27 protein-coding genes are annotated in these 24,896 nt (G+C 68.9%); 5 read left to right on the top strand and 22 right to left on the bottom strand.

Features of this window, described 5'->3' with window-relative positions:
- Positions 1–4: 4 nt before the first annotated feature.
- The 10 genes from AB0M43_RS24055 to AB0M43_RS24010 all read right to left on the bottom strand — a co-directional run bounded on the left by AB0M43_RS24055 (position 5) and on the right by AB0M43_RS24010 (position 6,249).
- On the bottom strand, positions 5–1,342 hold the full coding sequence (locus tag AB0M43_RS24055; protein WP_363727994.1) for an FAD-dependent monooxygenase: 1,338 nt from the start codon (positions 1,340–1,342) through the stop codon (positions 5–7).
- Positions 1,339–1,956: a dTMP kinase gene (gene tmk / locus AB0M43_RS24050; protein ID WP_363727993.1), complete on the bottom strand. Its 618-nt coding sequence runs from the start codon at positions 1,954–1,956 to the stop codon at positions 1,339–1,341. The genes AB0M43_RS24055 and tmk overlap by 4 nt, the downstream gene beginning before the upstream one ends.
- Positions 1,946–2,668: a 7-carboxy-7-deazaguanine synthase QueE gene (locus AB0M43_RS24045; RefSeq protein WP_363727992.1), complete on the bottom strand. Its 723-nt coding sequence runs from the start codon at positions 2,666–2,668 to the stop codon at positions 1,946–1,948. The genes tmk and AB0M43_RS24045 overlap by 11 nt, the downstream gene beginning before the upstream one ends.
- Complete coding sequence (locus AB0M43_RS24040) at positions 2,665–3,351, bottom strand: hypothetical protein (RefSeq protein ID WP_363727991.1); 687 nt, start codon at positions 3,349–3,351, stop codon at positions 2,665–2,667. The genes AB0M43_RS24045 and AB0M43_RS24040 overlap by 4 nt, the downstream gene beginning before the upstream one ends.
- Entirely contained in the window at positions 3,348–3,722 is a 375-nt protein-coding gene (locus AB0M43_RS24035; RefSeq protein WP_363727990.1) for a 6-carboxytetrahydropterin synthase, read from the bottom strand. The genes AB0M43_RS24040 and AB0M43_RS24035 overlap by 4 nt, the downstream gene beginning before the upstream one ends.
- Complete coding sequence (locus AB0M43_RS24030) at positions 3,722–4,333, bottom strand: GTP cyclohydrolase I (RefSeq protein ID WP_363727989.1); 612 nt, start codon at positions 4,331–4,333, stop codon at positions 3,722–3,724. The genes AB0M43_RS24035 and AB0M43_RS24030 overlap by 1 nt, the downstream gene beginning before the upstream one ends.
- A gap of 480 nt (positions 4,334–4,813) precedes the next feature.
- Complete coding sequence (locus AB0M43_RS24025; RefSeq protein ID WP_363727988.1) at positions 4,814–4,957, bottom strand: hypothetical protein; 144 nt, start codon at positions 4,955–4,957, stop codon at positions 4,814–4,816.
- Positions 4,958–5,069: 112 nt separating this feature from the next.
- Positions 5,070–5,447, bottom strand: coding sequence for a hypothetical protein (locus AB0M43_RS24020; RefSeq protein ID WP_363727987.1), 378 nt, complete (start codon positions 5,445–5,447; stop codon positions 5,070–5,072).
- Positions 5,444–5,746, bottom strand: coding sequence for a hypothetical protein (locus AB0M43_RS24015; protein ID WP_363727986.1), 303 nt, complete (start codon positions 5,744–5,746; stop codon positions 5,444–5,446). The genes AB0M43_RS24020 and AB0M43_RS24015 overlap by 4 nt, the downstream gene beginning before the upstream one ends.
- Before the next feature lie 104 nt (positions 5,747–5,850).
- Positions 5,851–6,249: a hypothetical protein gene (locus tag AB0M43_RS24010; protein ID WP_363727985.1), complete on the bottom strand. Its 399-nt coding sequence runs from the start codon at positions 6,247–6,249 to the stop codon at positions 5,851–5,853.
- Positions 6,250–6,815: 566 nt separating this feature from the next.
- Here AB0M43_RS24010 and AB0M43_RS24005 point away from each other — a divergent pair.
- The 4 genes from AB0M43_RS24005 to AB0M43_RS23990 all read left to right on the top strand — a co-directional run bounded on the left by AB0M43_RS24005 (position 6,816) and on the right by AB0M43_RS23990 (position 10,786).
- Positions 6,816–8,045, top strand: a complete 1,230-nt coding sequence (locus AB0M43_RS24005; protein WP_363727984.1) for a helix-turn-helix transcriptional regulator — start codon at positions 6,816–6,818, stop codon at positions 8,043–8,045.
- Positions 8,046–8,093: 48 nt separating this feature from the next.
- Complete coding sequence (locus AB0M43_RS24000; protein ID WP_363727983.1) at positions 8,094–8,618, top strand: UTRA domain-containing protein; 525 nt, start codon at positions 8,094–8,096, stop codon at positions 8,616–8,618.
- A gap of 282 nt (positions 8,619–8,900) precedes the next feature.
- Positions 8,901–10,247, top strand: coding sequence for a hypothetical protein (locus AB0M43_RS23995; protein ID WP_363727982.1), 1,347 nt, complete (start codon positions 8,901–8,903; stop codon positions 10,245–10,247).
- Complete coding sequence (locus AB0M43_RS23990; RefSeq protein ID WP_363727981.1) at positions 10,244–10,786, top strand: NUDIX hydrolase; 543 nt, start codon at positions 10,244–10,246, stop codon at positions 10,784–10,786. Before AB0M43_RS23995 ends, AB0M43_RS23990 begins: the two co-directional genes overlap by 4 nt.
- A 1,136-nt stretch (positions 10,787–11,922) precedes the next feature.
- On the opposite strand, the gene AB0M43_RS23985 is transcribed toward AB0M43_RS23990, so the two are convergent.
- Positions 11,923–13,101, bottom strand: a complete 1,179-nt coding sequence (locus AB0M43_RS23985) for an ISL3 family transposase (RefSeq protein ID WP_363727980.1) — start codon at positions 13,099–13,101, stop codon at positions 11,923–11,925.
- A 292-nt stretch (positions 13,102–13,393) separates the two neighbouring features.
- Between AB0M43_RS23985 and AB0M43_RS23980 the strand changes: the two genes are divergently transcribed.
- Positions 13,394–13,621 carry a hypothetical protein gene (locus tag AB0M43_RS23980; protein WP_363727979.1) on the top strand — a complete coding sequence of 76 codons (228 nt, stop codon included), beginning with the start codon at positions 13,394–13,396 and terminating at the stop codon, positions 13,619–13,621.
- 155 nt (positions 13,622–13,776) lie between these two features.
- Here AB0M43_RS23980 and AB0M43_RS23975 read toward each other — a convergent pair whose 3' ends face one another.
- From AB0M43_RS23975 to AB0M43_RS23925, 11 genes are all read right to left on the bottom strand, one after another.
- Positions 13,777–14,661 (bottom strand): hypothetical protein, encoded by an 885-nt coding sequence (locus AB0M43_RS23975; protein ID WP_363727978.1) that lies wholly within the window; start codon positions 14,659–14,661, stop codon positions 13,777–13,779.
- 339 nt (positions 14,662–15,000) lie between these two features.
- Positions 15,001–15,942, bottom strand: a complete 942-nt coding sequence (locus AB0M43_RS23970; RefSeq protein ID WP_363727977.1) for a hypothetical protein — start codon at positions 15,940–15,942, stop codon at positions 15,001–15,003.
- A 40-nt stretch (positions 15,943–15,982) separates the two neighbouring features.
- Complete coding sequence (locus AB0M43_RS23965; protein ID WP_363727976.1) at positions 15,983–16,423, bottom strand: hypothetical protein; 441 nt, start codon at positions 16,421–16,423, stop codon at positions 15,983–15,985.
- Positions 16,424–16,561: 138 nt separating this feature from the next.
- On the bottom strand, positions 16,562–17,401 hold the full coding sequence (locus tag AB0M43_RS23960; RefSeq protein ID WP_363727975.1) for a hypothetical protein: 840 nt from the start codon (positions 17,399–17,401) through the stop codon (positions 16,562–16,564).
- A 583-nt stretch (positions 17,402–17,984) separates the two neighbouring features.
- A complete protein-coding gene (locus tag AB0M43_RS23955) occupies positions 17,985–18,788 on the bottom strand; it encodes a hypothetical protein (protein ID WP_363727974.1) in 804 nt (267 codons plus the stop codon).
- Between the two features lie 132 nt (positions 18,789–18,920).
- Positions 18,921–19,829, bottom strand: a complete 909-nt coding sequence (locus AB0M43_RS23950) for a phosphoadenosine phosphosulfate reductase family protein (protein WP_363727973.1) — start codon at positions 19,827–19,829, stop codon at positions 18,921–18,923.
- Positions 19,826–20,734, bottom strand: coding sequence for a hypothetical protein (locus tag AB0M43_RS23945; RefSeq protein WP_363727972.1), 909 nt, complete (start codon positions 20,732–20,734; stop codon positions 19,826–19,828). The genes AB0M43_RS23950 and AB0M43_RS23945 overlap by 4 nt, the downstream gene beginning before the upstream one ends.
- Before the next feature lie 109 nt (positions 20,735–20,843).
- Positions 20,844–21,575, bottom strand: coding sequence for a hypothetical protein (locus tag AB0M43_RS23940; RefSeq protein ID WP_363727971.1), 732 nt, complete (start codon positions 21,573–21,575; stop codon positions 20,844–20,846).
- Between the two features lie 76 nt (positions 21,576–21,651).
- Positions 21,652–22,380: a hypothetical protein gene (locus AB0M43_RS23935; RefSeq protein WP_363727970.1), complete on the bottom strand. Its 729-nt coding sequence runs from the start codon at positions 22,378–22,380 to the stop codon at positions 21,652–21,654.
- An 82-nt stretch (positions 22,381–22,462) separates the two neighbouring features.
- Positions 22,463–23,116, bottom strand: a complete 654-nt coding sequence (locus AB0M43_RS23930) for a hypothetical protein (RefSeq protein ID WP_363727969.1) — start codon at positions 23,114–23,116, stop codon at positions 22,463–22,465.
- Between the two features lie 131 nt (positions 23,117–23,247).
- Positions 23,248–24,852 carry a ParB N-terminal domain-containing protein gene (locus AB0M43_RS23925; protein ID WP_363727968.1) on the bottom strand — a complete coding sequence of 535 codons (1,605 nt, stop codon included), beginning with the start codon at positions 24,850–24,852 and terminating at the stop codon, positions 23,248–23,250.
- Between the last annotated feature and the right edge of the window lie 44 nt (positions 24,853–24,896).

Below are 24,896 nucleotides of genomic sequence, written 5' to 3'. Positions count from 1 at the left end.
GGTTCTAGGCGGTCAGGGCGCGGCCGGCGATGATGCCCGACAGCGCCGCGGCGGACAGGGACGCGGTGCGCCCGGCAGCGTTTCCAACGACGTACAGCCCGTCGAGGTCCGTGCTGGCCCAGGTCTCCAGGTCGATCGGGACGACCCGGTTGTAGTACTTGATCTCCGGCCCGTACAGCACGGTGTCCTCGCCGAGCACGGGCGGCATGGCCTTGCCGAGGGACAGGATGTAGGAGGCGAAGGCGTTGCCCAGCGGTTCGGGCAGCAACTCCCGCAGCGGCCCCAGCACGGATTTGGGGTTGGATGCGGTGACCCCGTTGGCCGGGCCGACGAGGTCCGGGCCGAGGAAGTCGGCCAAGAGCTGGCGGACCGGGTAGCCCGCGCCGCCGTCGTTGACGCCCCCGGCCGCGGCGCGCACGAATGCTTTCGGGTCGGGGACGTCTTCGGGCTGGATGGTGGCGACGATCGCCAGGTTGGACTGCTCGGACTGGCGGTCAAGGAAGCTGTGGCCGTTGACGCCGCGGATGCCGAGGTCCTGGTGGTACTCGGTGATGATGTACCCGCGCCCGTTCACGCAGAAGGAGCGCAGGTCCAGGCCGCCGAAGGTGTGGTGTGCCTTGAAGTCGTAGAACGCGCCGATGAACGGGTCTAGGGCGGCGGCGCTGGTCTCCAGGCGGATGCCGATGTCGGCCGGGCCGGTGTCCAGGGGGACGCCGAGGCGGGTCAGTTCGGCCTCCAGCCACGGTGTGCCGGCCATGCCGGACGCGGCGATCACCGCGTCCGCCTCCAGCACCGTCTCCGCCTTGTCTCTGCGGGAGTTGGCAGCGACTCCGGTCACCCGCGCCCCGGTGGTGAGCAGCGCGGTGGCGGTGGTCGCGGTGCGGAGGTCCAGGCCGCGTTCTTGCAGGTGGCGGGAGTAGTCGGCCCCGAACTTGCGGACGCCGTCGGAGCCGACGTGCAGCAGCGGGTAGGACTCGAACCGCAGGCCGGTGCCGGTGGTGTCGGGGGCCGGTGCCGGCGGGTAGTCCACGGCCGCCGACACGAACCGGCGTAGCCGGTCGTCCACGATCCCCAGGAGTTCGCCCTGCTCAGGGGTGAATAGCTCCCGAGTGTGGGTGCCCCGGTTGGCCGACAGGGTGATCTTCCCGTCTGACCAGGACCCGGCCCCGCCCTCGCCGATCAGCACGTCGCAGACCCGGCATTCACACGCCGGTCCCGGCGGGCAGACTCGCCGGCCCATCGCCTGGCCGCGCTCCAGCATCACCACCTCAGCGCCAGCGGATAGCAGCACGTCGGCGGCGAACAGGCCGGCGACCCCGGACCCGATAATGATGACCTTCACAGGCGTCCCTCCACTATGGACAAGGCGTAGTCGAGAACGTCGCCGGCCGTGGCGTTGGCGTTGAGCCGGTGCACAGGGGTGCGGTCGCAGAACACGACGTGAGCGACGGCTTCGGCGTAGGAACCTGGCAGCAGGTGAGCCAGCGCCGGCTGTTCCCACCGGCCGTCAGGCGCACCGGCCCGGCCGCTGGCGGTCGCCGGGTCCACGTCCAGCACGAGGTACAGGTCCGGCCTGCGGATCCCGGTGTTGAACGCGGCGTAGCGGGTCAGGTCGATGCCGTCGGCGCGGTGGTAGGCCAGACCCGACAGGTAGTAGCGGTCCGAGAGCACCACCGCGTACGCGGCCAGGTCGGCGCTCAGATCGGCCTGTTGCTGGTGGCGGTCGGCCGCCGACAACAGGGCCATCGCCTCCGCCGGCATCGGCGGCGTGGCCGCGCTCCACAGCCGAAACTGTGTGCCGATCGGCCCGGCGCTGGGCTCCCGCCTGCTGGCCACCGCCAAACCGCGCGCGGTGAGCGCGGCGGCGAGTGCTGCGGTGAGGGTGGTTTTGCCGGCGTGGTCGACGCCCTCCACCGCCACGAACAGGCCCAACGGGGAGTCCACGTCACCGGCCACGGTCGTCTCCCCACAGCAGGATGTGCAGGCGGGGACTCACCGAGAACCCGAGCGCGCGGGCCGGGTCAACCAGCGCCCGCATCCCGTCGAGGACGGAGCGTTCGGTAGTGCCTTCCGGCATCACCCACACCGGGGCCAAGGCGTGCTTGTCGGCCAGGGCCGCCACCTGTTCCAGCTCGTCCGGGTGGGACACGACGAACTTGAACACCGCTCGCCCGGTGTCGCGCAGCGCGGCCAGGGCCGGCACGTTGATCCGGATCGCCGCGTCGCGGGGCGCGGCGAAGCCGGCCAGCTTGGGTGAGACGTTGAACCGCACCCCGTCGCGGTCCAGCTCGACGGCCGGGATGACGGTGCCGTTGGTCTCGAACTCGATCCGCCGCCCTTCGCCGATCAGGTGGCCCACGAGGTCGAGGAGGTGGCGCTGTTGCAGCAGCGGCTCACCGCCGGTGATGACCACCAGCTCCGGCGCCTGGTCGAGCACCCACCTGGCCAGCGCCCGCCACCCGACATGCGTGGACTCCGCACGCAGGTCGAAGCGCGTCGCGTCCCAGGTGAACGGGGTGTCGCAGCCGGGACAGTGCAGGTTGCAGCGGCTGGTACGCAGGAACACCGCCGGCTGCCCGATGGACGGGCCCTCGCCCTGCACGGTCACGAACTTCTCCGCCAGCAGCAGCCCGTCATCGGCCAGCCCGCCGACCCGCTCGACGCTCACCGCGCGCTCCCGACCGGGGTCATGGTGTCGACCAGCCCGGCCAGGGCGGAGGCTGTGGCGGCGACGTCGAGGCCGTTGACGTCGAGGATGTGCCAGCCGCCGGTCTCGCCGAACGCGTCGAGGACCATCGCCACCCGGGTCTGATACGCCACGAACGACTCCGGTGTGCGCTCGACGGTGCCCTCGTGGTTGCCAGCCTCGCTGGCAGAGAACTCCGTCCGCCGGCCGGCTGCGACGCTGGCGGCCAGTTCCAGGCGCACCACCAGGTCCGGGACCGGCAGGTCGGCGAAAGCGGCGCGGGCCCGTTCCAAGTCGACGTTCGGGCGCATGGCGAGTTTCGCCAGGAACTTCGACGTCCACGTGTCGGTGAGGACGGTGTGCCCGGCCTCCAGCAATGGCCGGAGCACCGTGTGGGAGACGGCCTCATACCAGGCGGCTTGCAGGTGCACCCAGAAGAAGTCCCCGAGTTCCAGGTACGGATCTCCCGGGTCGCGGCCCCAGATCAGGTCACGAACCCGCCCGACCATCCCGGCCACGTACGGCGAGTCAAACGTCAGGGTGTGCTTGTCCAGGACGGTGACCTGTTCGCCGCGCCCGCGCAGCAGGTCACCGAGCGCGGCGACGGCCGTGGTCTTGCCGGCCCCGTCGATGCCCTCCAGGGCCACGAACCGACCGCGGGTCACAGCTGGACCTCCGCCCAGCTCGTGGTGGTCTCCGACACTGACATCGACACCAGCCGGCCCGAGATGTGCGGCTGGACGTTCTCCACGAACCAGTCGGCGAAGTGCGCCGCGAGGAGTTCGCTGGTCGGCTCGAAGTCGAACACCGTGTTGAGGTCCTTGTGGTCGACGGTGGTGTCCAGGTACGCCTTGAACGGGGCGAGGTCGGCGAAGTCCGTGACGAAGCCGGGCGGCACCAGCTTGCCGGTCAGGCAGGCGGTGACGGTGTAGTTGTGCCCGTGTGGGGTGCGGCACTTGTGCCCGTCGGGCAGGCTCGGCAGGTGGTGGCCGGCGGAGAACGTGAAGTCCTTGCCGATGACGGTCCGGCGTCCCATCACGCCACCGCCGTCGCGAGCAGGCCCAGCCACTCGGCGCGGCGGGCGGGGTCGGTGGCCAGCAGGCCCCGGGTCGCCACCGTCGTGGTCTCCGCGGTGCTGCGCGCTCCCCGGCACGACATGCACAGGTGCTGAGCGCGCACCCGCACGCCGACACCCCCGGCCCCGGTCGTGGTCTGTACCCAGTCGGCCAGGTCGGTGGTGAACTCCTCCTGCACCTGGAGGCGCGCGGCGGCGCTGGCGGTGGCGCGGGGCAGCTTCGACAGGCCGATGACCTGCTCGCCGGGGATGTAGGCGATGTCGGCCGTCCCGGTGAACGGCAGCACGTGGTGCGCGCACAGCGCGTTGAAGCCGATGCCGGAGACCAGCACCAGGTCCGTGCCTGCGCCGCTGTCGAACAGCGTCGGGTCGAACACCTGCGGGGTCAGCATCTCCGCGAGGGCCTTGACCATCCGCTCGGCGGTGCCGGTGGTGTGCGTGCCGGTGAGGTCCACACCGAGGCCGGTCAGCAGCATCCGCGCGCCGTCGGCGGCGGCGTCCAGGTCGCGGGCCGGCGGGTCGTGGGGGCTGATCTGGCGGGGTAGTTGCAACAGGGTTGCCTGTTCGTTCATCGAGAACTCCCGTCTGGGGGTGGAGCGGGAAGCCGCCCGACGGCGGCGAGGGCATAGGGCTGCGGGGGCCTACGTGCCGGCAGGACGGGCCCGTCGGCAGTGGGCGTGTTGGCGCACCTGGCCGTTGCGGTGGCACCCCGCGCACCACCCACCGGCCCCGGGCACGTGGCGGGCCCGTTCCTCTTTCATGGCGTCGTCTCGCTGGCCGCCGCGGTCGAGGGCATCGGCGGCGGCGACGTCCTGCGCCGCGCGCGTCGGGATGGTGCGTCGCCGAACCACGGATGCCTCCTTCGCGGTGGGTCAGTCAGGGGCTCCGGGAGCCGCCGGAGGGTCGGCGGAACGGGGCCGGGTAGCGGTGCGGTGGGGGTCGGCCGGTCCGGTCAGGGCCGCGACCGTCGCGGCCAGCACCGCTTCGGCGTGGCCCCACCCGGTCGCCGGCCGTGGGGGTCGGCCCGGGTGTTCGGACACGCGAGGTTCCTTTCAGGTCAAAAGGCGCAGCAGCAGGCCGGTGAAGCCCAGCCGCCAGAACACGACCACGACGACCGTGGCGGTGGTCGCCACGGCCGCCAAGGTCGGACCGAGCGACCCGCCGGACCGCACGTCCGGCGGCGCGGCCGACGTCACGGCCACAGCCCGTAGCACGCGCCGAACCCCACCGCGCCGACGACCGCAACGATCAGCAGGACCCGCAGCACGACGACAGCCGAGTGCGTCGGGTGCCCGTGTTGGCTGACCATCAGGCACCCCACAACAGGTGATAGCTGTCGCACGCCACGCACCGCAGCGCCGTCAGCGTCGAGCACACGGCGGCGGCCTCCAGCGCTTCCTGTCGGGTCACGGCCGCCAGGCCAAGGCCGTCGGCCACGCACCGCGCGGCCGACTCCGGCTCGGGCTCGGGTTGGACATCCGCGACCGGAGCGGGCATGACCAGGTCGTGCCACGCCGGCCGACGCCGCCACCTCGACGGCCCCGTGACCGTCGCGGCGCGCACCAGCCGGGGCGCGAACGACCGCTGCGCAGCAGCCGGCGGGGCCGACAGCGCGCCAGGTACGCGGGCGCGGCCGGTGGCCGGTTGGAACATGTCCGCCGGCGGGACGTGCAGGGCGGCGGTCATACTGGCCCCTGTCGGCGGACCAGGCCCGCGAGCTGGCGACGCCAATGCGCGAACTCCAGGGTGGCGGACGGGTAGCCGTAGTTGTCGGCGAGGTCCTGGATCCGCTTGCGGCTCACGACCAGGCACAGGCCGTTCGGGTCGGTGGGCGCCTCGACGCCCGCGACGATCGACAACCGGCCGTCGGCGTCCTCGACCACCAGCACGTCGGCGTTCGGCGGGTACATGGTGATCAGTTGGTAGAGCACTTCGCCCAGGGCCTCATCATCGGCGAGGGCCCGCACGAGAGAATCGGTGATCATGTCGTCCTCCTCGGAGGTCGGGAAGGAAGGCCCGGCGGACCGGGCCTTCCCACCGGTCGGGCACTAGTAGCCGATGGAGCGGCGCAGCATGTCCCTCACGGTGATCACCTCCTCTCCGCGACGGGTGCGGTAGCCGGCGCCGAGGGCAGTGACCACAGCGACCAGCCTTCGGATTCGGGCCTGGCCTCATACACCAGGTCGTTGTGCAGGCGAACCGGTCCGCGCGAGGTCGGCAGCGCGGACAGGACGTCGCCGGCCGTCGTGATCAGCTGGGGAGCGCGGCCGTCAATGAGTTCGCGGATGTCGGCCGGGCCGTTGACGGCGCACCAGCCGTGCCCGAGGCGGCACACGAACCTCACCGGACCGGCTTCCCGGTCCAGCCAGCCCGCCACCGGCCCGACCGCGCTCGGCGCCTCCAGGAGCACGCCGACGATGGCGAACAGGTCGCCGGCATCACGGCGGGTGTGCAGGGCACCCAGGTAGATCGCGGTTACCGCCGCCATGGCGGTCACAACTTCACCGCCCCGCTGTGGGCCGGCTGGCCGGATCCTGACCGGGGAGTTGGTCGAAGGAACCGCCAGCCTGAATCAAGGGGGGTGACCGCCCGCGACGCCAACTGGCGGCCACCCCACGACGTGCAGTCCCGGCCCAACGGCGTCGGGCTGCTACCGGTCCGGTATCGCGTCCGGTCCAGCACGGGCCGCGTCGTCGGCCCCCTGCCATCGCCGCAGTCGGAGCCGCCCGCCGTTGGCGCAGCGGACGCCCGGGGCCACAGGGGGAGACTCCCGCAGGCACACACGGCGACGGCATCGAAGTTCAGGCCCACCCCGACGGTCCCGGCGAGGCGGTGGCTAGTCGAAGCTTGTTCGGGCATCGGGAACGCTCCTTCCCCGGGTCGCACCGTCGACGGGCGCAGGTGACAGGGATACGCTGAGGCGCTATCAGCCCGTTCGCACCGTTGATCTTGATGTGGGGCGCAAGGGCTGCGATGACCGTAATCCGGCCTCGGGAGCGGTACCGGGAAAATTCTTCCCGGTACTCTCAGTGATCTCGATGGGAGACTGTCGACATGCGAGACTCCGACGCCCACCTGACCACCGGACAGCGGATCGCCAAGCACCGGCACCGGCGCAGACTCAGCCAGACGGAACTGGCCGGACTTGTCGGCCGCACCGACGAATGGCTGCGCAAAGTCGAGACGGGCAGACACGAGATCGACCGGATCTCCGTCCTGCGCGATCTCGCCGACGCGCTCGCCGTCCCCTTCGGTGACCTGCTCGGCGCGGACATCCTCCTGGACTGGCGCGACGGCGAGGGGCACGGCAGCATCCCGCAGTTGCGGGCCGCACTCACCGACGTCCGGCAGTTCCTGCCCGCCGACCAGCTCGCCGGCCACCAAGCCGGCGTCGACCTGGACGCGCTGGCCGTGCGTGTGAACTACGCCTGGAACGACTACCAGTCGTCCCGCTACAACCGGACCGCGCTGCTGCTGCCCGCGATCGTCACCGACACCCTCGCCGCCACCCGGCTGCTCACCGGCGACGACCAGCGCCGGGCGCTGCGCCAGTCTGCCGCCGCCCACCAGTTGGTCGGTGTGTTCGTGCCCAAGCTCGGTGAGCCGGACCTGGCCTTCGGGACCGCACGTCGCGGGCTGGAGCTCGCGCAGATGTCCGGCGACGTCCCGACCATCGGATCCCTGTACCGGATCGTGGCCTACACCCTCGGGGCGCTGGGTCTGTTCGCCGAGTCCGCCGCCCTGATCGACTCGGCGGTGACCCTGGTCGAAGCCGACCTGTCGCGGCCGGAGGCCGACGGCACGGACCTGTCCGTACTCGGGATGCTGCACCTGATCGGAGCCCGATCGGCGGCACAGGCAGACCACGCCGAGCAGGCCGAACAGCACCTCGCCCACGCCGACGCGCTTGCAACCCGCCTCGGCTACAACGGCAACCACGCCTACACCGGGTTCGGGCCGATCAACGTCCAGATCCACCGGACCGTCGTGGCCATCGAGCTGGGAGACGCCGCACGCGCCGCCGCGATCGGCGTCCCCCTGGACACCTCGCCCGTGCCGATCGAGCGCCGGGGACGTCACGCGATCGAGTCGTCGCGCGCCCTGACCCGGCTCGGCCGCGTGGAGGAGGCTGTCGACCTGCTGTTGACCGCGGAGCAGTTCGCGGGCGAGCAGATCCGCCACCACTCCCTCGCCCGCGAGATCGTCCGCCGGGCGAGCCGGGCCAAGCACCCCCCACGTCGCGCTGCCGCACTCGCCAGCCGGATGGGGATCCAGGCCCTCTAGAGTTCCCAGCAGTACCGTTTCGTCCCAGCTCAGCGAGGAGACCACCGAGTGACCACCGTCGAACAGCCGATCCGCCGCCTCGCCCGCAACCGCGCCCAGGCCGGCGAACAGCGCGGCTTCTACGCGGACCTGGTGCAGGCCGGCGTCGAGTGGAACGTGACCACGACCATCGACCCGGCCAAGCCCGCCCCGGCCGCCGTCGCCGAACTCCTCGGCGTCACCGAGGCCACCCCGGTCCTCGCTCGCGCCCGGCGCATGGCCACCACCGACGCGCCCCTCCAGCTCGCCACGAGCTGGTTCAGCCCCGCGATCGTGGAACAGCTCCCGATCCTCGCCGAGGACAACACCGGCCCAGGCGGGATGTACAGCCGCTTCGAAGACGCCGGCTACACCCTCGAACACACCGACATCGTGGGCGCCCGCGAGGCGAGCCAGGAGGAGATCGCAGACCTCGAACTCGACAAGCCCGTGGTTATGACGATCCTGCGCATCGTCCGCGACGCCGCCACCGACACTGTTCTCGAAGTCGGCACCCTCACCCTGGCCGGCGGACGGCAGGAACTCATCTACTAGAACCCGGACCAGCAGGGTGCCGGCAGGCAGCCCGCACCCTGCTCCCGGCACCGGCACCGGCACCGGCACCGCGCACTTGCCGGGCAGGGCGCATGCGCTGGCTGAGTGCTTCATGTCGGTACCTCCTCCCGGGCTATCGCTCTGCACTGCCCCTTCCAGGGAAGGCCATCGATTGCCCGGGCGGGAGGGTGTGAGGTCAGTCGACAGTGGAAGAGGATTCACACGGGGTGTGAATCGCTTCGCCCTCTTCGCCCGGTACGCCGGGACACATAGGCTGGGTTGATGTCTGGGCCGAACATGTTGCTGGACGCCGCGATCGAGCGCGCGGGCATGTCCCATGCCGGACTCGCCTCCCGCGTCAACGCCGCGCGGCCCGACCTCGGGCTGCGACACGACCACGCCTCGGTAGCCCGGTGGGTCCGCGATCACGCGATCCCCCGCCCACCGGTGCCCGAGCTGATCTGTGAGATCCTCAGCGTCGCCTTCAGCGGGCCGGTGTCCCTGTCTGACATCGGCATGGACCGCACCGGGCAGAGCACCCCGGAGACGTTGGACCGCGCCGTCGACCAGGCCGCCGCCCTGTGGCGCGGGGACCTCAAGGGCCGAGGTCCCCGAACGTCGGTGACCGGTCCGGCGGCCATCGAACCGGTCTGGACGTGGGAGAACCCGCCCGAGGACCGGGACATCACCCGCACCGGCCGCGACCGCGTCACCGCCCACGAGGTTGACCGGCTCGTACGCGCGAGAGCGAACTATCAGGAGATGTACCGCAGGGTCGGAGGGGTGCCGACCCGTCCGCGGATCGTCGCGCTTCTCAACAACGAAGTGGCGCCGCTGCTCCGGGCTGCCTACGACGACCCGTTGGGCCGGCAGCTATTCCGCGCCGCCGCCGGCCTGGCAGCATTTGCCGGGGTATGCGCGTACGACGGGGACGAACAACCCCTCGCCCAGCGGCACTTCTTCCACGCGCTCCGCCTCGCCAAAGCCTCAGGCGACCGGGGCCACGGGGGCTACGTGGTCGCCCTGCTAGCCAACCAGGCCCTTTTCCGGGGAGACTGCCGGCTGGTCGTGCAGTACGCCCAGACCGCTCTACGCGCGGCCGGCTCTGAACTCGGCTCCTCGCTGATCACCGATTTGCACGCGCTCGCGGCCAAGGCGTACGCGAGGATGGGCGACGCGGTATCGGCGCGAGCGCACCTCCGCGAATCTGAAGCCGCCGTAGCCCGGGTCTCTTTCGGCAGCGGCCAGGTGGTCGAGCACTCCTACGTCGCCCCCGGGCTCGTGGAGACGCAGGCCGCAGAGGCGCTGCGCCGCATCGGGGACCTGTCCGCGGCCCAGGCTTACGCGGAGGAGTCGGTGCGGACCGCGCCGCTGACCCACCTACGCGGGCAGGTCCACCGCTACGGCGGACTCGCGCTCGTCCTGGCCGCCCGTGGCGAAGCGGAACACGCAGCACACGTCGGCGGGCAGATGCTCGACCTGGCCGAGGGAATGGAGAGCGGACGCATCCGCGACCGGATAGGCACGGTCGTGCAGGCACTCCGCCCGGCCCGGCCAGCTCCGCCGGTGGGAGAATTCCTGGAGCGAGCGACCTGGTACACCACGGAGCAGCGAGGGAATGTCGGATGAAGTGGAAGATCCACAGCGAGCGCGAGCTGTACCGCGACCAGTGGGTACACGTCACGTCCGCCGACGTCGAGCTGCCAGATGGGCGGCACCTTGACCACCGCATCGTGCGTTCCGCCGCGCCAGGGGCCGGTGCCGTCGTCGTGCACGACGACAAGGTCTTGTTGATCTGGCGGCATCGGTTCATCACGGACACATGGGCGTGGGAGATCCCGCTCGGCAGCATCAAACCGGGCGAGGAGCCGGCCGCAGCCGCTGGCCGCGAATTCGAGGAAGAAACCGGATGGCGTCCAGGTGTTCTCCGGCCACTGCTCTACACCCAGCCGTCGCCGGGCCTGATGACCAGCGCCCACCACATCTTCCGCGCCGACTCAGCCACCCACATCGGCCCGCCGAAGGACAGCTTCGAGTCCGACAGGCGCGCGTGGGTGCCGCTGGACGACATCCTCGGGCTGGTTGACAAGCAGGACATCGTCGCCGGCACTACCCTGGCCGCGCTGCTCTACACGCTGGCTGATCGCACACGCCGGCCAGCCGAATAGAAACGGGCCGCATCGCCCTCGAAGTCCCGCGCCTGCCACCGTCCCTCAAGGGTTGCCATCAACGCCACGGTCACACCGCGCGCCGATGTTCGACAAGTCCCGGCAGAGTAGGCACGACCCGCAGACCTGTTCCGGCGGGTAGTACCGGGCGCTCACCGATGGTGAACGTGCCACGGCGAGCCGGAGCCGCGTGCCCACGCTGTGCGGTGATCACTAGCTCACGCCAGCGGAGCCGACCACGGCCCGGGCCAATTCCATGCCAGGTAGACGCGGCCACGTCGACACCGAGGCGGACGTCGGCCCCCGGCCACTCGGCCGCGCCGTAGACGAGTAGAACTGCTCCGCGCTGACGTACGCGCGCGTCGAGGCGCCCGGCCAATGCGGCAGGTACCTTGAGGGCGGGTTCGACCACGATCATGTCGAATCCGTCCACGAGAGCAGCGACAGCCTCGGCCCACCCTGGTCCCGGCTTGGGCACCAGCGCCAGCCGGTCCAAGCTGACCCCTGCGGCGTCAGCAGCCAGGGCGCTGAGCGTGGGCATCCCGATCACCGCGCACCAGCCCCCAGCCTTCGACACTGCGGCCATCAACTCAATGAGAAGGCCCGTGCCACTGGTGATGGCCATTGTCGAGCCGCGTCGAAGGCCCCCGTCCGGAAGCACGGCCGCCAATTCGGGCCGAACCGGAACAATCCGCACGGCACTGCCACCTGCGGCGTCCGGCGCAGTAGTCGCCGTACGGACCTTGCCAGCAAGACCCGGTGCCCGCATCAGCCCAGCCAGAACTTCCTCCCGAGTACGTGGGTCGGCACGGTCGCCACCGACCAGGCGCGCACTTGTCGCCACCTCGTACACACCTCCTGAGGAATACGTCCGGCAAGTTCCTGGTGAGTGGGCTTCGCGGACCGCGTCGGCCAACTATCGCACATGTGTTCGATTTTGGTCCTGGAGCTGGCAGCAATCAGGGCGACCAGGTCTTTTACATGACGCTGAGCATTAGCTCAACTTCTCCGATATCGGACTGCCGGCCCCTCACCGGCCAATCGGATCAGCACCAACGACAACGGCTCCAAAACCCTGAAACGCGGTGCAGTGCCTGGCGTGCCGTCTTGACCTGTGCGTACAAGGGTGGCTCTCCTCAGGTTTGTGTGGGTAGGCGAAGGTTGATGCCGCCGAGGCAGAGGAAGATCATGGCGGCGAGGGAATCGGCGGTGGGGTGTCCGTAGCCGCGGCGTTGGATGACGCGGATTTTCGTGTTGATGCCTTCCATGCGGGCGTTGGATAGGCCGCGCTGGACGGAGGCGATGATCGGCTCGAAGTGGCGGTCGATTTTCTGGGCGAGCGCGGCCATGGCTGGGATGCCGCTGTAGAAGGCGGCGGAGATCCAGTTGGCGAGGTAGCCGACGGCATTTTCAGGTGCGACGGTGCGGTAGAGATCGCGGAGTTGTTCTTTGAGTTCCCAGGCGTGGCCGAGCCGTTCACGGGTCTGTCGTAGTTGCTGGAGGACTTCGCGGTGTCCGGTGCTGAGGCGTTCGGAGGCGGCGCGTAGGACGTAGCGGGCGTTGCGCCAGTAGGCGCGGTTGCCGGGCCGTCCGGTGCCTTGCGGGTCGGGGCGGGAGCGGGGTTCGGTGCGGTAGACGGCGTCGAGGGCGTCGTTGGTCCAGGCGACGACGTGGAATGGGTCCAGGCAGATCTCGGCCCGGGGTGCGCGTTCGCGGACCACGGCCATGTAGTTGCCGGCGGCATCCATGGTGACCGCCTCCAGTTTCCGGGTGCGTTCGGAGCCCAGGTCGTCGAAGAACGCCTCGACGGTGCCCCGGCCTCGCCCCTCGCCGACCCAGACGACTCGGCCGGTGTCGTGGTTGGCGATCACGGTCAGGTAGGTGTGGCCGCGTCGGTAGCTGATCTCGTCAATGCCGAGGTGGCGCAGGCCGTCGAGGCGGGTGTTGTCGAGGTGGTCGGTGACGACCCGGCGGACGATGGCGTCGACGGCTTCCCAGGAGCAGCGCATCAGCTCGGTGACCGCGGTCTTGTCCATGCGCTGGGCCAGCCACGCCACGACCTGTTCGAAGGCGTAGGTGTGCCGTGCTGCGGGGCGGGCCCAACCGACCTGTTCGGTGCGCACCCGCCGGCAGCCAGGGCAGTTCAGTCGGCGGATGGGTGCTTCCAGCCAGACCGGGCGGGCGCCGAGGTCCAGGTGTCGCCACCGGCGTAGCCGCTGGTCGTAGTGCGTCGCCACCTCGTGGCCGCATGGGCACCACATCCGGCGGCCCTGCCGCCGCAACCGGACGATGACCCCTTCGCTGGTGATGTTCACGGCGGCCACCGAGGCGTCCGGGATGGCCAGGAGTTGATTGCAAACGGCGGTGACACGCAACGCTTCGGCCTTCCCGGCAGATGATCAAGGAAGTCAGATGCCTACCTGTCAGCCGGACTCCTGACCCCGGGTGGTCGAACCCGGATGCCGTGGCTCACAACCGCCGACAATCCCGGTCAATGGCGCTCTGCCGGTCAGAGGCTCGGAACCTGGATGCCCGCAGCCCGCATCAGGGCAACCATCCCCGCCCACAGAAAGCCGAGGAGAGCCACAAGGGTTCGAGGATCGGAAGGTGGAGATGACGACGATCGCGCACTGGTGGAACGGTCGAATCGAGCCCGCCGAAAGGGCAGAGGTGATTGTGCGGCACAACCCGTCAGGGTCTTATGAGGTCCAGGTGACTGTCGCCGGCCGTGATGCCCTGGTCGAGCACCTGACCCGAGCCAAGGCTGAGGCCCTGGCCGCCGAGCTGACGGGGAAGCCGGGGTGGGTACAGGTCGAAGTCCAGCGGGTTGGCTGAGTAGACTTCGGGCTTCGCCTTGCGGTGCCCGACGTCCCGCGGCTAGATCCAGTCCGCTGACGGAGCTCTCAGCCTGTCCGCCGAACACGTCGCTGCCCTGAGGCTCCCGGTCCCGAGCACGTCCCGCGACTTTCGCTAGTCGTCGAGCCTGCCCACTAGAGCGCCTTCAGCGGTTGGTCTGAAATCTCCATGCCACGCAAGATCATGTCCGGCTGCACAACAATCGGCCCATACCGCATGAGTGCTCTCGTCCGATCGTGATACCAAGCGTCCTCCAAATAGGAGGCGGTGACGTGACGGTCGGAAAGGTACCTCGGGTTCATCGGCATGAGGACACCGCCAGATCCAATAGCTAGGCGCGGGAACGCCGTTACGAGCATGTCGCGGCCGACGAGCTTTTCCTTACCCGGCCCCACACCGACTTCGGCTGTGTTCAGCAGTTCCTTGATGAGGACTTCAACAATGCCGTCCGGGCGACCGGGGTTCTGAGCCGAGTATTTGGAGATGACGCGAAGCGCTCGGACAAGCCGCTCCTGACCGCCTTTAGCTAGCCCACCCACCCAGCTCAGGTTTGAATAGTCGTTCGGTCTCAACGTCTCTGTTGACATGGTGAATTCATTGGTTGGCTGCGATCTGTCATTGCCGTTTGCATCGTGGAAATTGCTGATGAGAAACGAATGCGGCCGATCCACTCCGGACTCATCAGGTAGCCAACCTGCAACAAGGAAAGCGTGGCGGGACTTACTGGGGGGCACGCGATAGTTGCGTCTAACTCTCCGCACAGCGACAGCCGCACGCTCTTGCAGAATCGTCAACCATTGACTGGGGTGGGACCCCGTGACCTGCTCGGCGACCCAGATGTCCGTAGGAGTCTTGTCAAGCTTGGCGAATCCGGTGTAGCCCAGCATGAGCCGATCGGCGAGTAAGACGACCTTGTTCTCATTGTGCTCGACAATCTTCTTCGTCACCGAGTCCGTCAGGCGACGATCAGAGACCATAACGATGCACTGCTGCGTCATGGCCGACAGGATCAACGTCATCGACGTGCCACTTCTCCCTTCACACTTATGAGTGTGTGGCGCAGGCACTCAACCCCCAGCAAACCCCGCAGGCGGTCACCGCCAACGACGACTCTAGGTAGCGTCATGATGCTGCACTGTAACTCCAAAGCGGTGCACCCGCCAGCGCGAAGCATCCAGCACAGCTCCTTGATGAGTTTGATCCGGTCCCCGTTGGGAGCCTCCAGCAACCTCAACTGAGTCTTCGCTGCCCGCCGGCTGCGGTTGTGTACCCAATGTGGACCCTGAGCAGCGATCGCCCGCTCCCGGCCGTCTGACTCCGAGGCGACCTTAGGTGCGACTCACAGTCGCGAGCGCTCGTTATTCAAAAGGAGCCGCTGCACCATAATCCTTGAACGGTGACCGATTCTCGTAGATCCAGACTTTGGGGCTGCAAATGAACTTTGGATGCTGGGCAACGAAGGGGACATCGGTCCACACGTTAGGATTTCCCGAGAAGATGTCACACAAGTCGATGTGAGCTTGGTCATCAAGGACCGCCGGGGCAAGGATCCCGATCTCATCCCCTTCCTTATTGAGGCAGAACGCAACTATGCCGTCGAGGTGGGAAGCGTAGACCTTCAATAGCCGCTCAGCATCAGGCCATTTGTCGAATGGAGCAGTCGGCAAGGTGACGTATTCAACGAAGTCGCCCTTACGGCAAACGAACGCTTGGAACTGGCTCCAATCGTTGCCGACGAGTTGTTCAGCCAGAAAATTCCCCATCCAATCATCATCACTTAGGATATCGTGCGCCCCATAAAGAATGCTTGCCCTGAAGGCGTCCACGAACTTCTCAAGGTCGGCTATCAAGGATTGAAGAATATCGAGAGACTTCCGCGAGAGCGCCCTGTTGTGGGCCAAGATATTTCTGATGCCCCGAACCTGGTCAAAGGTGTTGTGAACAAAGCTTTGGTCAAATCCGGTGAGCCGGTGAACCGATACGGCCACGGAGTCGTGCGTCAACATGGACAGCAGTTCATGGTGGGTCGACTGCCAGATCAGATCATCATTTGATTCCGCATCAAGGTGGAGCCGCTGGTGGTTTCGCCGCACCCTCCCTTCAAGCGTCTTCAGCAGAACGGGGTCGAGATGTTGCGACCAACTAGCACCGAAGACTCCCATCCAAGCCGTGAGGCAGATTCTGCGCATCCAACCTTCGAGGGAATAGATCTGTCGATAGGCTAACGTGTTGACACGCGGGATGAGCAATTCTCCGTCGAATTCAAGATCCAATGTTTGAGATACTTCTTCAGCACCCACGATCTCCACCTCGCCCGCAGTTGCGATCTAATCAGTTCGACTACTGTCGCCAGATCGGCGCGCTGGCACTCAAAGGCCGGCGAACGTACCGGATCGCGACTGTGAACACCACGAAGAACAGCAGCCAGCCGACGGCCGCTAGGAACCAGTGCGCAGGCGACGTGACCGCAGCGGCGACCGTGCCGACTAGGAAGCTGACCATTGTGGCCGGCGCCAATAGGTACGGCCACCACTCATGGACACGCATCCACCGCTGGAATACGACGACCAACGCCAGCGCGAGAGTCAACACGACCGCCGCCGCCGTCATCGCCCACCCGGTCCAGCGCGCCAGGGCACCGTCGCCAGCGGCGGCGTCTACGATCGCGCCGGAGCCGGCGAGCACGGCGATCGGGCTGTACGTCGCGAGATTCCGGACACGTCGAATCCGCCGAGCCCGCCGCACGGTCTTGGTCGCGTGTGTCCGCTCATCGTCGGTCAACGCCGTCGCCTTTCGTCCGGGGATCCGGCTGCCAGTTTGACATGGAGTTATCCCCTCGATTGTCCGCGCGGAGCACCTTGACGAAAGGCTGCGGGTCCGGACTGCTCGGACTGCGGCGTGGAGGTCCCGTGGGCGGCCCTACGCGCGCTGCAAGGCCCGCGCGTCCCCCTTCCGTCGAGAGGTCCGCCGACCGCGCGGTCCCCACTTCACTCCGGCCTCGCGTAGGCAGGTTCGCAGGTGCCGGTCGGAGATTCCGATCAGCAGGGCCGCTTCCGGCTGGGTCAGCTCCGGCCGGTGCTCTCGCAGTGTCAGCACCTGGACGGCCACGTCCCCGGGGGTGGGCTTCGGTTCCGGTTCCGGTTCGCCGTCCGGCTCGGTGTCCTCGGCGGGTTCTGGCTCGGGCCCTGGCGTTTCGATAGCCGGCTGCGGTTCCGGCTCGCTGTCCGGGACTTCCGGAACCGTTGTCGGGCGGTCCGGAACGTCGCCGTGCGGTGTTGCCGGATCGGCGGCGCGGTCCGGCACGTTCGCTCCCGGCGTTCCGGCACCGGGTCGCATGTCCGGCAACCCTGCCGGCGCGAGCGAGCGCGCGTCCGGAACTCGGTCCGGATCGAGATTCGCCGCCTCGGCCGTTAGGATGGCCCGCTCACGGTCGGCGTTCTGACGGCCGTGTTCCATCATCAGCTCGCCGAGAACCTCGATGCGCCAGATGACCACCGGGTAGATCGACACGACCGCGATCACCAGCAGGGGCCCGCTGGCGATCATGTGGCTGGCCAGCATGTGCGCGAGCGCCTGCCCCAAGATCATCAATAGCAGTGCCAGCAGGGTATCCAGGCGGTAACGGGCCCGAAATGCCAGAGTCGAGTAGATCCCCAGTAGTAACGGGGCCAGCCATGCCAGCCACCAGTTCGTCCCGATCTGCACCATCAGGTCGTGCTCGCTCGGCGCGGACTGCCCCACGGCCGCAGCCAGGGCCACCGCCCGACCATACAGGAATAATTTGGGCATGGCAGAGCTGGTAGATTCTTCGGTACGCAAAAGAACTCCTGTTAGGCAGAGGTTCTGGAGCCAGGCCCTGGCGGTGTTAGCGCACCCCGGGGCCGCTCCGATTCAAGCGGATCGCCTCACTCTACCCTGCCAGCAGGGCGTTCCGGCAGCTCAATCTGCTGTGGACTGAAGTTCCGGAACCCTTTCCGCGCAGGCGATCCGACGAAATCTTGCCCAATGCTGGAGTTCCGGATCCGAGTGGTCGCCAGCACGGCTTTCCGGCACCGCTCATGCCGCCGGAAGAGCATCCGGATCGCCTTCCACAATGGCCTGTGCCGGCACGCTTGATTCAGAAACGACATCGCCCAAGTTGGCCCGGGTAGAGCCGGAAGGACCGCCGAATGAACACCCTGCCGGCCCGACAGCCGGCTGCCGGCGAACAGCAACGGGTGTGCGCCGACCACGGGGGAGTCGGCGCACAGCCCCCTCCATAGTTGCTGACCAAGTCAAGATCGACAACGGAGTTGCAGCCCGCGGATCCACCGGGATCCGGCACGGACCACCTGGCCTACCGCTACTCGGCGACGCGTTCTCCGGTCAGTTGCTGGTCGTGATAGGCGATGAGGTCTCCACGCCGGAACTTGCGAGGTGGCTGTCGGATGCCCGCGTCGGCGCTGACGATGTTGATAGCCAGCGCGAGTGCCTCCGCCGGGAGATACTGCGCTCGGGTGTAGCCGAGTATCCGGGCCGCTTCCGGTGCCGGGACGATGTCCTCGGGGTCGCCGTTGCGGTCGACGTTGCGGTGGGACGCTGGCACGGGCTTGCGGCTGATCTGCCCGGTCCCCTTGCCTTCGCGTTCTTCTCCGACCTGCCAGACGTCCTTGCGGAGGAATTCCCACAGGGTTCGCCCGTCGGCCAGGGTCTGCGACGAGGGGAGCGCCTTTTCGACCAGCTTGTCCCAGACTTTCGAGTTCCGCAGGCTGGTTCGACTCTTGTACCCGAGAACCTTGGCCGCCTGAGCGGCGTTGACGATGTCGTTGGGGTCACCGTCGTAGTCGATCGCGGTCAGGTTCGCCTTGCGGGCTTCTTCGAGCCGGGCGACGAACTGGAGGATGTCCCCGGCACGCCACTGCACGCCGACGTGGTGCTCAGGAAAACCCAACCGGTCACGGTGCCAGTACCAGTAGTCGACCGTCTTGATGTTCTTGCCCGTCAGCGCCGCTACACCGGCCCGGTCGAGGAGTGTGTCTGGCGGGGTGGTTGTCGGGTTGCTGGCGGCCATCCCTTGATCCTGCCGCACGCCGGCGCGACCGGACAGCCGGGCACCGAAGTTGTGGTCGCGGCGGGGGCGGAGGTCAAGTTCGGTGGGAGCGGTCATGGTAGTGCTCCTGGTTTAGGATGGTCGGGCGTCCTGGTGTTCTGGCCATACCTCCGGCCGTGTGGTGCACCGGGGCGGGGCCGGTCAGCCTGTTGCCCAACGTGCCGACCGGCCCGCCTTCACTTCCGCGGGCTACCTGCGGGTGCAGCTGGAGCAGAGCTGGCCGATCCGGCGGGCTCCGCGCTCGCGGCGGTCGGCGCCCCAGCCCCACCGGCAGTACGGTTCCGGGATTCCGGCCGCGCGGACCTCGGCTTCCAGTTCGGCGATCTCCGCGCGCACCTCCGGGTACCAGTAGGCGATTTCGTCCAGCTCCCCCACTTTGGCGAAACACCCACACAGGCACTCACCAGACATATGCAGGGTGTCGGCGACCTCGTTGCGGGGCAGGTCCGGGTACCGGGCGCGGTAGGTGTTCATGTCGGCGGTGGTCCAGGTCGTCAGTGGGGAGACCCACTGGATCGAGCCTTTCCGGTCCCACGTCGGGACCTTCCGGCGGCGCAGGGACTCGGTGCGCCGCCGGCCGGCCAGGAAGATCACCCGTTCTTTGCGGGGGTCGGTGACCAGGAGGTTGCGGGCCTGGTGCAGGGCGCGTTCCTTGAGTCGCTGGTACATCAGGTAGTGCCGGGCGGGGGCCGGGAACCCCTCGGCCAGGACGAGGTCCCGGTAGGTGGATCCGGCGGGCGGGTGCAGTTCCAGCAGGGGCAGGTTCCAGTCCTGGCAGGTCTGGCGGACGTGGACCCTGGTGGCCTCGATCCCGATGCCGGTGTTGGCGTGCACGGCCAGGGTGAGGGAGGGGTTCACCCGGCCGAACAGGTGCCCGAGGGTCGCGGAGTCGTTGCCGCCGGAGAACAACCAGACCACGGCGGTCACCCGGTGGGTCCGGCGGGTCACGGTCAACGCGGCCTCCAGCACCCGGTAGGAGTGCCACATCTTGGCCTCCAGCTCGGCGACGCGCCGGCGCGACAGCACGCCCGCCGGCTCGGCAGCGGCCGGTCGGGGACGGGGCAGGTGCATCCCCCGGGTCAGCGGGAAGGTGTTCATCGGGGCTCCAGGTGGTTGTGCTTCGGATATGGGCCGCCGGACAGCGGGATGGGGGTGCTGGTGCGCTCGGCCCGGTTGCGTCCGACCCGGATGGCGTACTTGTGGCAGCCGGTGTGGCGTTCCCGGTGCGCGCCGATGTCGTTCAGCGCCTCATCCAGCCAGCTCCGCTGGCACCGGTCCGGTCGGGGTTCGGTGGCCCCGAGGGCACGGAGGTGGTGGATGATCGCGTCTTGTCCGCGCTCACCGCCGGTGACCTTGGCGATGGCCCTGGCGTTGAGCACGGTGCCATCGGGCAACAGGATCTGGGGTCGGGGCTTGCTTCGCCCGAGGTAAGTCCACCCTCCGGCCTGGTACACGTAGCCGAGGTGCCCCCGCTTGATGGTCACGGTGGTGCCGTCGGGGAGGCGGTGGAGGCGTTCGGTGGGGTCTGCGTAGGCGGTCAGCCCGCGTACACCCTCCCCCGCGGCCAGGCGCAGTGCTCTGGCGGTGAAGAACGTCTCGGCGTTGGCTGGGACCTCATCGAGCAGCACCAGCCGGGCCAGGTCCATGCTCTCGCGGTACGGGACGAGCGTCGGGAACGGGCCGGTCAGGACGGCCTTGTTCATCGGGACGCCCAGCACGATGACGCCGACGAGGCGCTGCCCGTCGACGGCCAGCTCCGCCGTGGACGGGGCCGGGCCGGTCACGTCGAGCAGTCCGTAGCGGAGTTGGTCCACCGGCCAGGTCGCCGAGTAGTGGTGGCCGGTGACGAACCGGCGGGCCGGCTCGTAGTCGACCGGGACGATCGCGTACCGGTCGCGGTCGAAGCCGCCTGGTTCGCTGCGGTGCCGCCAGCTCTGGCGGCCGTGCAGCCAACGCTGGCACCAGCCAGCGGCATCCGTCGACGTCGGGCGCGGGCCGGTCATCGCAGAGCGCCTTTTCGGGCGGGCAGCATCATGGCGGCGGTGCCGTGGGCGGCGGCGTGCTGCGCCGCCGCCCACGAACTTCTACCGCCGTGCTGCACGAGGTGCAGCGTCACGCGGCCACCCCTGCCAGGGCGTGCTGGTCGTGCCAGAGGCGCGCGGTGAGGTGGCAGTGGGCGCAGGTGGCCCGCGTGCATTCGTGCAGGGGGTCGCTGGTGGCGGCCCCGGTTGTCCAGGCGGCGGTGCTGGCCGCCGCCAGGTTCCCCGTCGTCCCGATCAGGTCGTGGCGGTCGTCGGCGTGCAGGTTCAGGCCGATGGCCGCGAGCGCGTCGATCAGGCGGGCGGTGTCGGCGGCGGGCTTGCGGCGGCTGACTGATCCGAGTCCGACGAGGTCCGCGCGGGTGAGGTTCACCCCCGCTTTGTCGTACAGGTCGACGCAGCGCAGTACCTCGCTGGCGGTGGCCCCCTCCAGCACAGGGAAGACGATGTCGCCGAGCAGGTCGCGCAGCGCCAGGTAGTTGGAGATCGTGTTGCGCTGGTGGTGCCCGACGGCGAGGGTGGTCCGTGACAACGCGAGGGGGGAGCAGTCCCAGTTCTGGGAACTCACGTGCTCCAGGCGGCCGACGTCGAGGACCAGGCGGCGGACCTCGGCCGCGTACTGGCGGGCGGTCAGCTTCGGGGCTCCCTCGGTCGCCAGTTCGGCGGGGGTTCCCGAGTGCAGGAGCCATTCCGTGGCGGCGGCGGGGAGTGCCCGACCGGTGAACTGGTTCAGGTCGAGTGCGAGCGGGACGCCGGGCTGTGTCAGCCAGTCGGGATCGGGTGCGCGCAGGTACAGGGTGGTCATGGTGTGTTCCTCCGGGTGGTGTGGTGAATCCGTGGTGGCTCCGGGTTGCCCTCCGGCGCTGGCACGGACGTGCGGATTAGTGCTGGCGGGCGCGGGGTGCGCGGCTTCCGGCGCGGCGGCCGGGCCGGCGGTTGGCCATCCGGCGGCGCCGCGCCTTACGGCGGGGTCGGCGGGCGTTCCGGGTCGGGTGCTGTCCCAGGAGCGCGGCCAGTTCGGCGGCGACGGACTCGTGCGTGGCCAGCCGGGCGGTCAGGTCGCTGATCTGCTCGGCGAGCGGCTGGATCGTGTGGGTGTTGAGCGCGCGGAGCCGGGTCGGGCCGGTAACGAGCGCGGCGGCGGCAAGCAGGTCCGGCAGGTCGGTCCGGGTGGCGTAGTCACGCACCAGGGCGCTCATGATCGCGGCGGTGTAGCTGGCGGTGTCGATCGGGACCGTGCGGCCGGCGGACGCACGACGTGACCGACCGTTGCAGCTCATGGTTGCGCGTCGAGGCCCGAGCGGCGCGCGTGCATTGATCTGGTCGACGGTCCAGGTGGCGGTGGCCCGGACGGTGATGCCGTTGACGACCGGTAGGTTCGCTCGGCGGCCCAGGACACCGTCGGTGCCGGTGCCGGTGCCGGTGATCACGGTCAGCCGGTTGGGCATGGCGGCGTGCTGGTCGGTGTGGGGGTAGATGTCGAACGCGCCCGCCAGGCGGCGGCCGGTGACACGGTAGGTCGCCCTGCCGGTGGAGGGGTTGACGGAGACGGTCGCGGCGATCGGCGGGAGTGCGCTCGACAGCGGCAGGACGATCCGGGTGTCCATCATCGGAGCTGTTCCTTTCTAGGTCCGGTTAGAAGTCGGAGAGTTGGGGCGGGGCGGGCCAGTGCGGTCCGCCCCGCCCTGGCGGTCAGGGGTAGAGGACGCCGGTGTTGTCGCACCGGGCGCAGCCCTCGTAGCAGCAGACGCGGATGCCCACCTCCTCGTCGTCGTAGTCCTCTTCGAGGTCCTCGACGGTGGTTGTGGTGGCGTCGTCGTAGCCGGCGTTGCAGTTCCCGGCCGCGCAGCACCCGATGGCCGTAGACCGCTGGTCACAGGCCGCGCCTCGACTCGGCCGAGGTTCCGGGCGCAGGTCCAGGGCGTACACCGGTTCGTCGTAGCGCAGCGCGGCTGCCAGGTCGCCGATGAGTTTGTAGGCGTTGTCGACCAGGCGGAGGCTGAAGTGCTCCGGGTGCCGGGTGTATCCCTCGGCGGTGGCCCACAGGTCCACCAGCGCCTCGAACACCGTTGCGGCGAACATGTAGCACATCCGGGGGCAGCCGCAGTCCGTGCGTGCGGCGACCGCCCGGTGGTAGCCGATGACGGCCGGGTACTGAGCGAACGCGACGTCGAAGGTCTGCGAGACCGCCCGGGACGGCAGCCCGCCCATCAGTGCCGCGCACGGCAGGACGTCGAGCGCGGCGACGGCGTTGGCCGTGGCGTGCGCCAGCTCCGGCTGCACGGTGACCGCCCGCTCGCGCAGGTCGCCCGAGGCTCGGGTGATGGTGGCGAATCCGTCGAGCATGTTTGTTCCTCCTGTGTGGTGGAGTGCCGGCCCGGGGTTGCCCTCCCGGGCTGGCACTCCTAACTTGCCCTACTCTTGTGGTTCAGGGTGATCGCCCGTGGTGCCCCCGGGATCCGGGGGGCACTGCTTGCTCAGCCGGTCAGCGCCGGCTCACGCTCGACCGCCTCGGCCAGCTCTGCCGGGCTGTCCGGGACCGTGACCTTGGGCTCCGGTCCGTCCGGCACGGTCTGCGGGGCGATCGGGTCGGCGGCCGGGAGCGCGGGAGTGGCCTTGGCAGTCGCCGTCTTGGCCGTCTTCGGGGCGACGGGCTTGGCCGCTGCCTTGGCCTTCGCGGCGACCTCCGCCGCCTCCTGGCGCTCGACGGTGGCGAGGATGATCTTTTCCACGTCCGCCAGGTCGTAGCCGTTGGCGACGCAGAACCGCAGGAGCAGCGCGGCGGCGGCCAGGCCCTGGCGGTCGTTGGTTCGCCAGGACTCGCGACCCATCCCCTGCTCCAGGCCCGCCAGGGCGGAGGCGAGCGCGAAGCGGACCGTCAGTGCCGCGCCGCGCCGGGGCACGGCCAGTTCGGCGTTCTTCTTCTTGCGCAGCAGGGTCGCCAGCAGCTCGCGCTGGCCGCCCTTCCAGCGCAGGTGCCCGAGCGTCTGGCTCAGCATCACCTCGGCGATCACGTTCTCGCCGCCCTTGACGTCGTCGGAGGCCAGCAGGTTGGCCAGCCAGGTGACGCGCACGTCGTTGGCGGCCTCCATCGCCTTGTTGTTGGCGATCACCCGGGCGCGCTCGGCCTTGTCCTTGTCGGTCATCTTCCCGCCGACGGGTGCGCCGTCGACCACCTGGCGGTGGCCGTGGGCCTTGAACGCCGAGCACCAGGCCGTCTCCGACACCTGCCCGCCGGCCTCCCGGAGGTTGATCACGTGACCGGGGCAGGTGCGGTGTGCGTGCGCGTCGAGCTTCTTGCCGTCGTGCTGAAGCTTGTTCAGCGGCAGCCACGTCTTGTTCATGGACGCCTCGATCCAGCCGGCCCGGACCTTGACGCCCGCCGCCTGGAGTTCCTTCGTCCGCGCGGCCAGCGCCTCGGCCAGCGCCTTACGGGTCTGGGCCTGCTTGAGTTGCCGGTCAAAGTGCAGCGGCCCGCGCTCGGCCTCGTTCAGCAACTGCTCGGTCACGTTCTTGTCGCCGGCGAAGTCATCCATCGCGGCCATTTGCAGCAGGTCCAGGCCCTGGCTGCGCTGGTCGGCGACGACCTTCGGGTTCATCTCGGCGACCTTCTTGGCGGCGGCGACCTTGGGCTTGCGCCAGCCGATCTTCTTGGCGATCTCCGCGTCGCTCAGGCCCTCCAGTGCGAGGTTGCGGATCGCGGTGGCCGTGGCCAGTTTGCCGGGGTCGGTGCGCGTCAGCGTCCGCAGCATCGCGGTGATCTGGTCGACCTTGCCCACCAGGTCCTCACGGATGAGTCCCTGCACGTGGGTCTGCTTGGCGGCCACCGCCGACAGGTACCGCTGCTCACCGTCGAGGATCAGGGGACCGTCGTCGGTCGGCACGACGATCAGCGGGGCGAGCATTCCGCTCGCGCCCTCGGCGACCAGGACGTCCACGATCTCCTGGAGCGCTTCGGCGTCCGGGCGGATGTTCAGCTTGTTCTTCTTCAGGTCCTTGATCGCCACCCACTTGTAGTCGGCGGGCAGCGGCGGCAGTTCCTGCTCGGGCTGCTCGGGTGTGGCCTGGTTGATGTCGGTCATTGCGTTCCTCCTGTGTGTGGTGAGTGTTCGCGAGGGGTTGCCCG

It is taken from the genome of Longispora sp. NPDC051575 (assembly GCF_040681875.1).
GTDB lineage: Bacteria > Actinomycetota > Actinomycetes > Mycobacteriales > Micromonosporaceae > Longispora.
The sequence above is the reverse complement of the archived record's forward strand: the minus strand, read 5'-3'. Positions and strand labels throughout refer to the sequence as shown.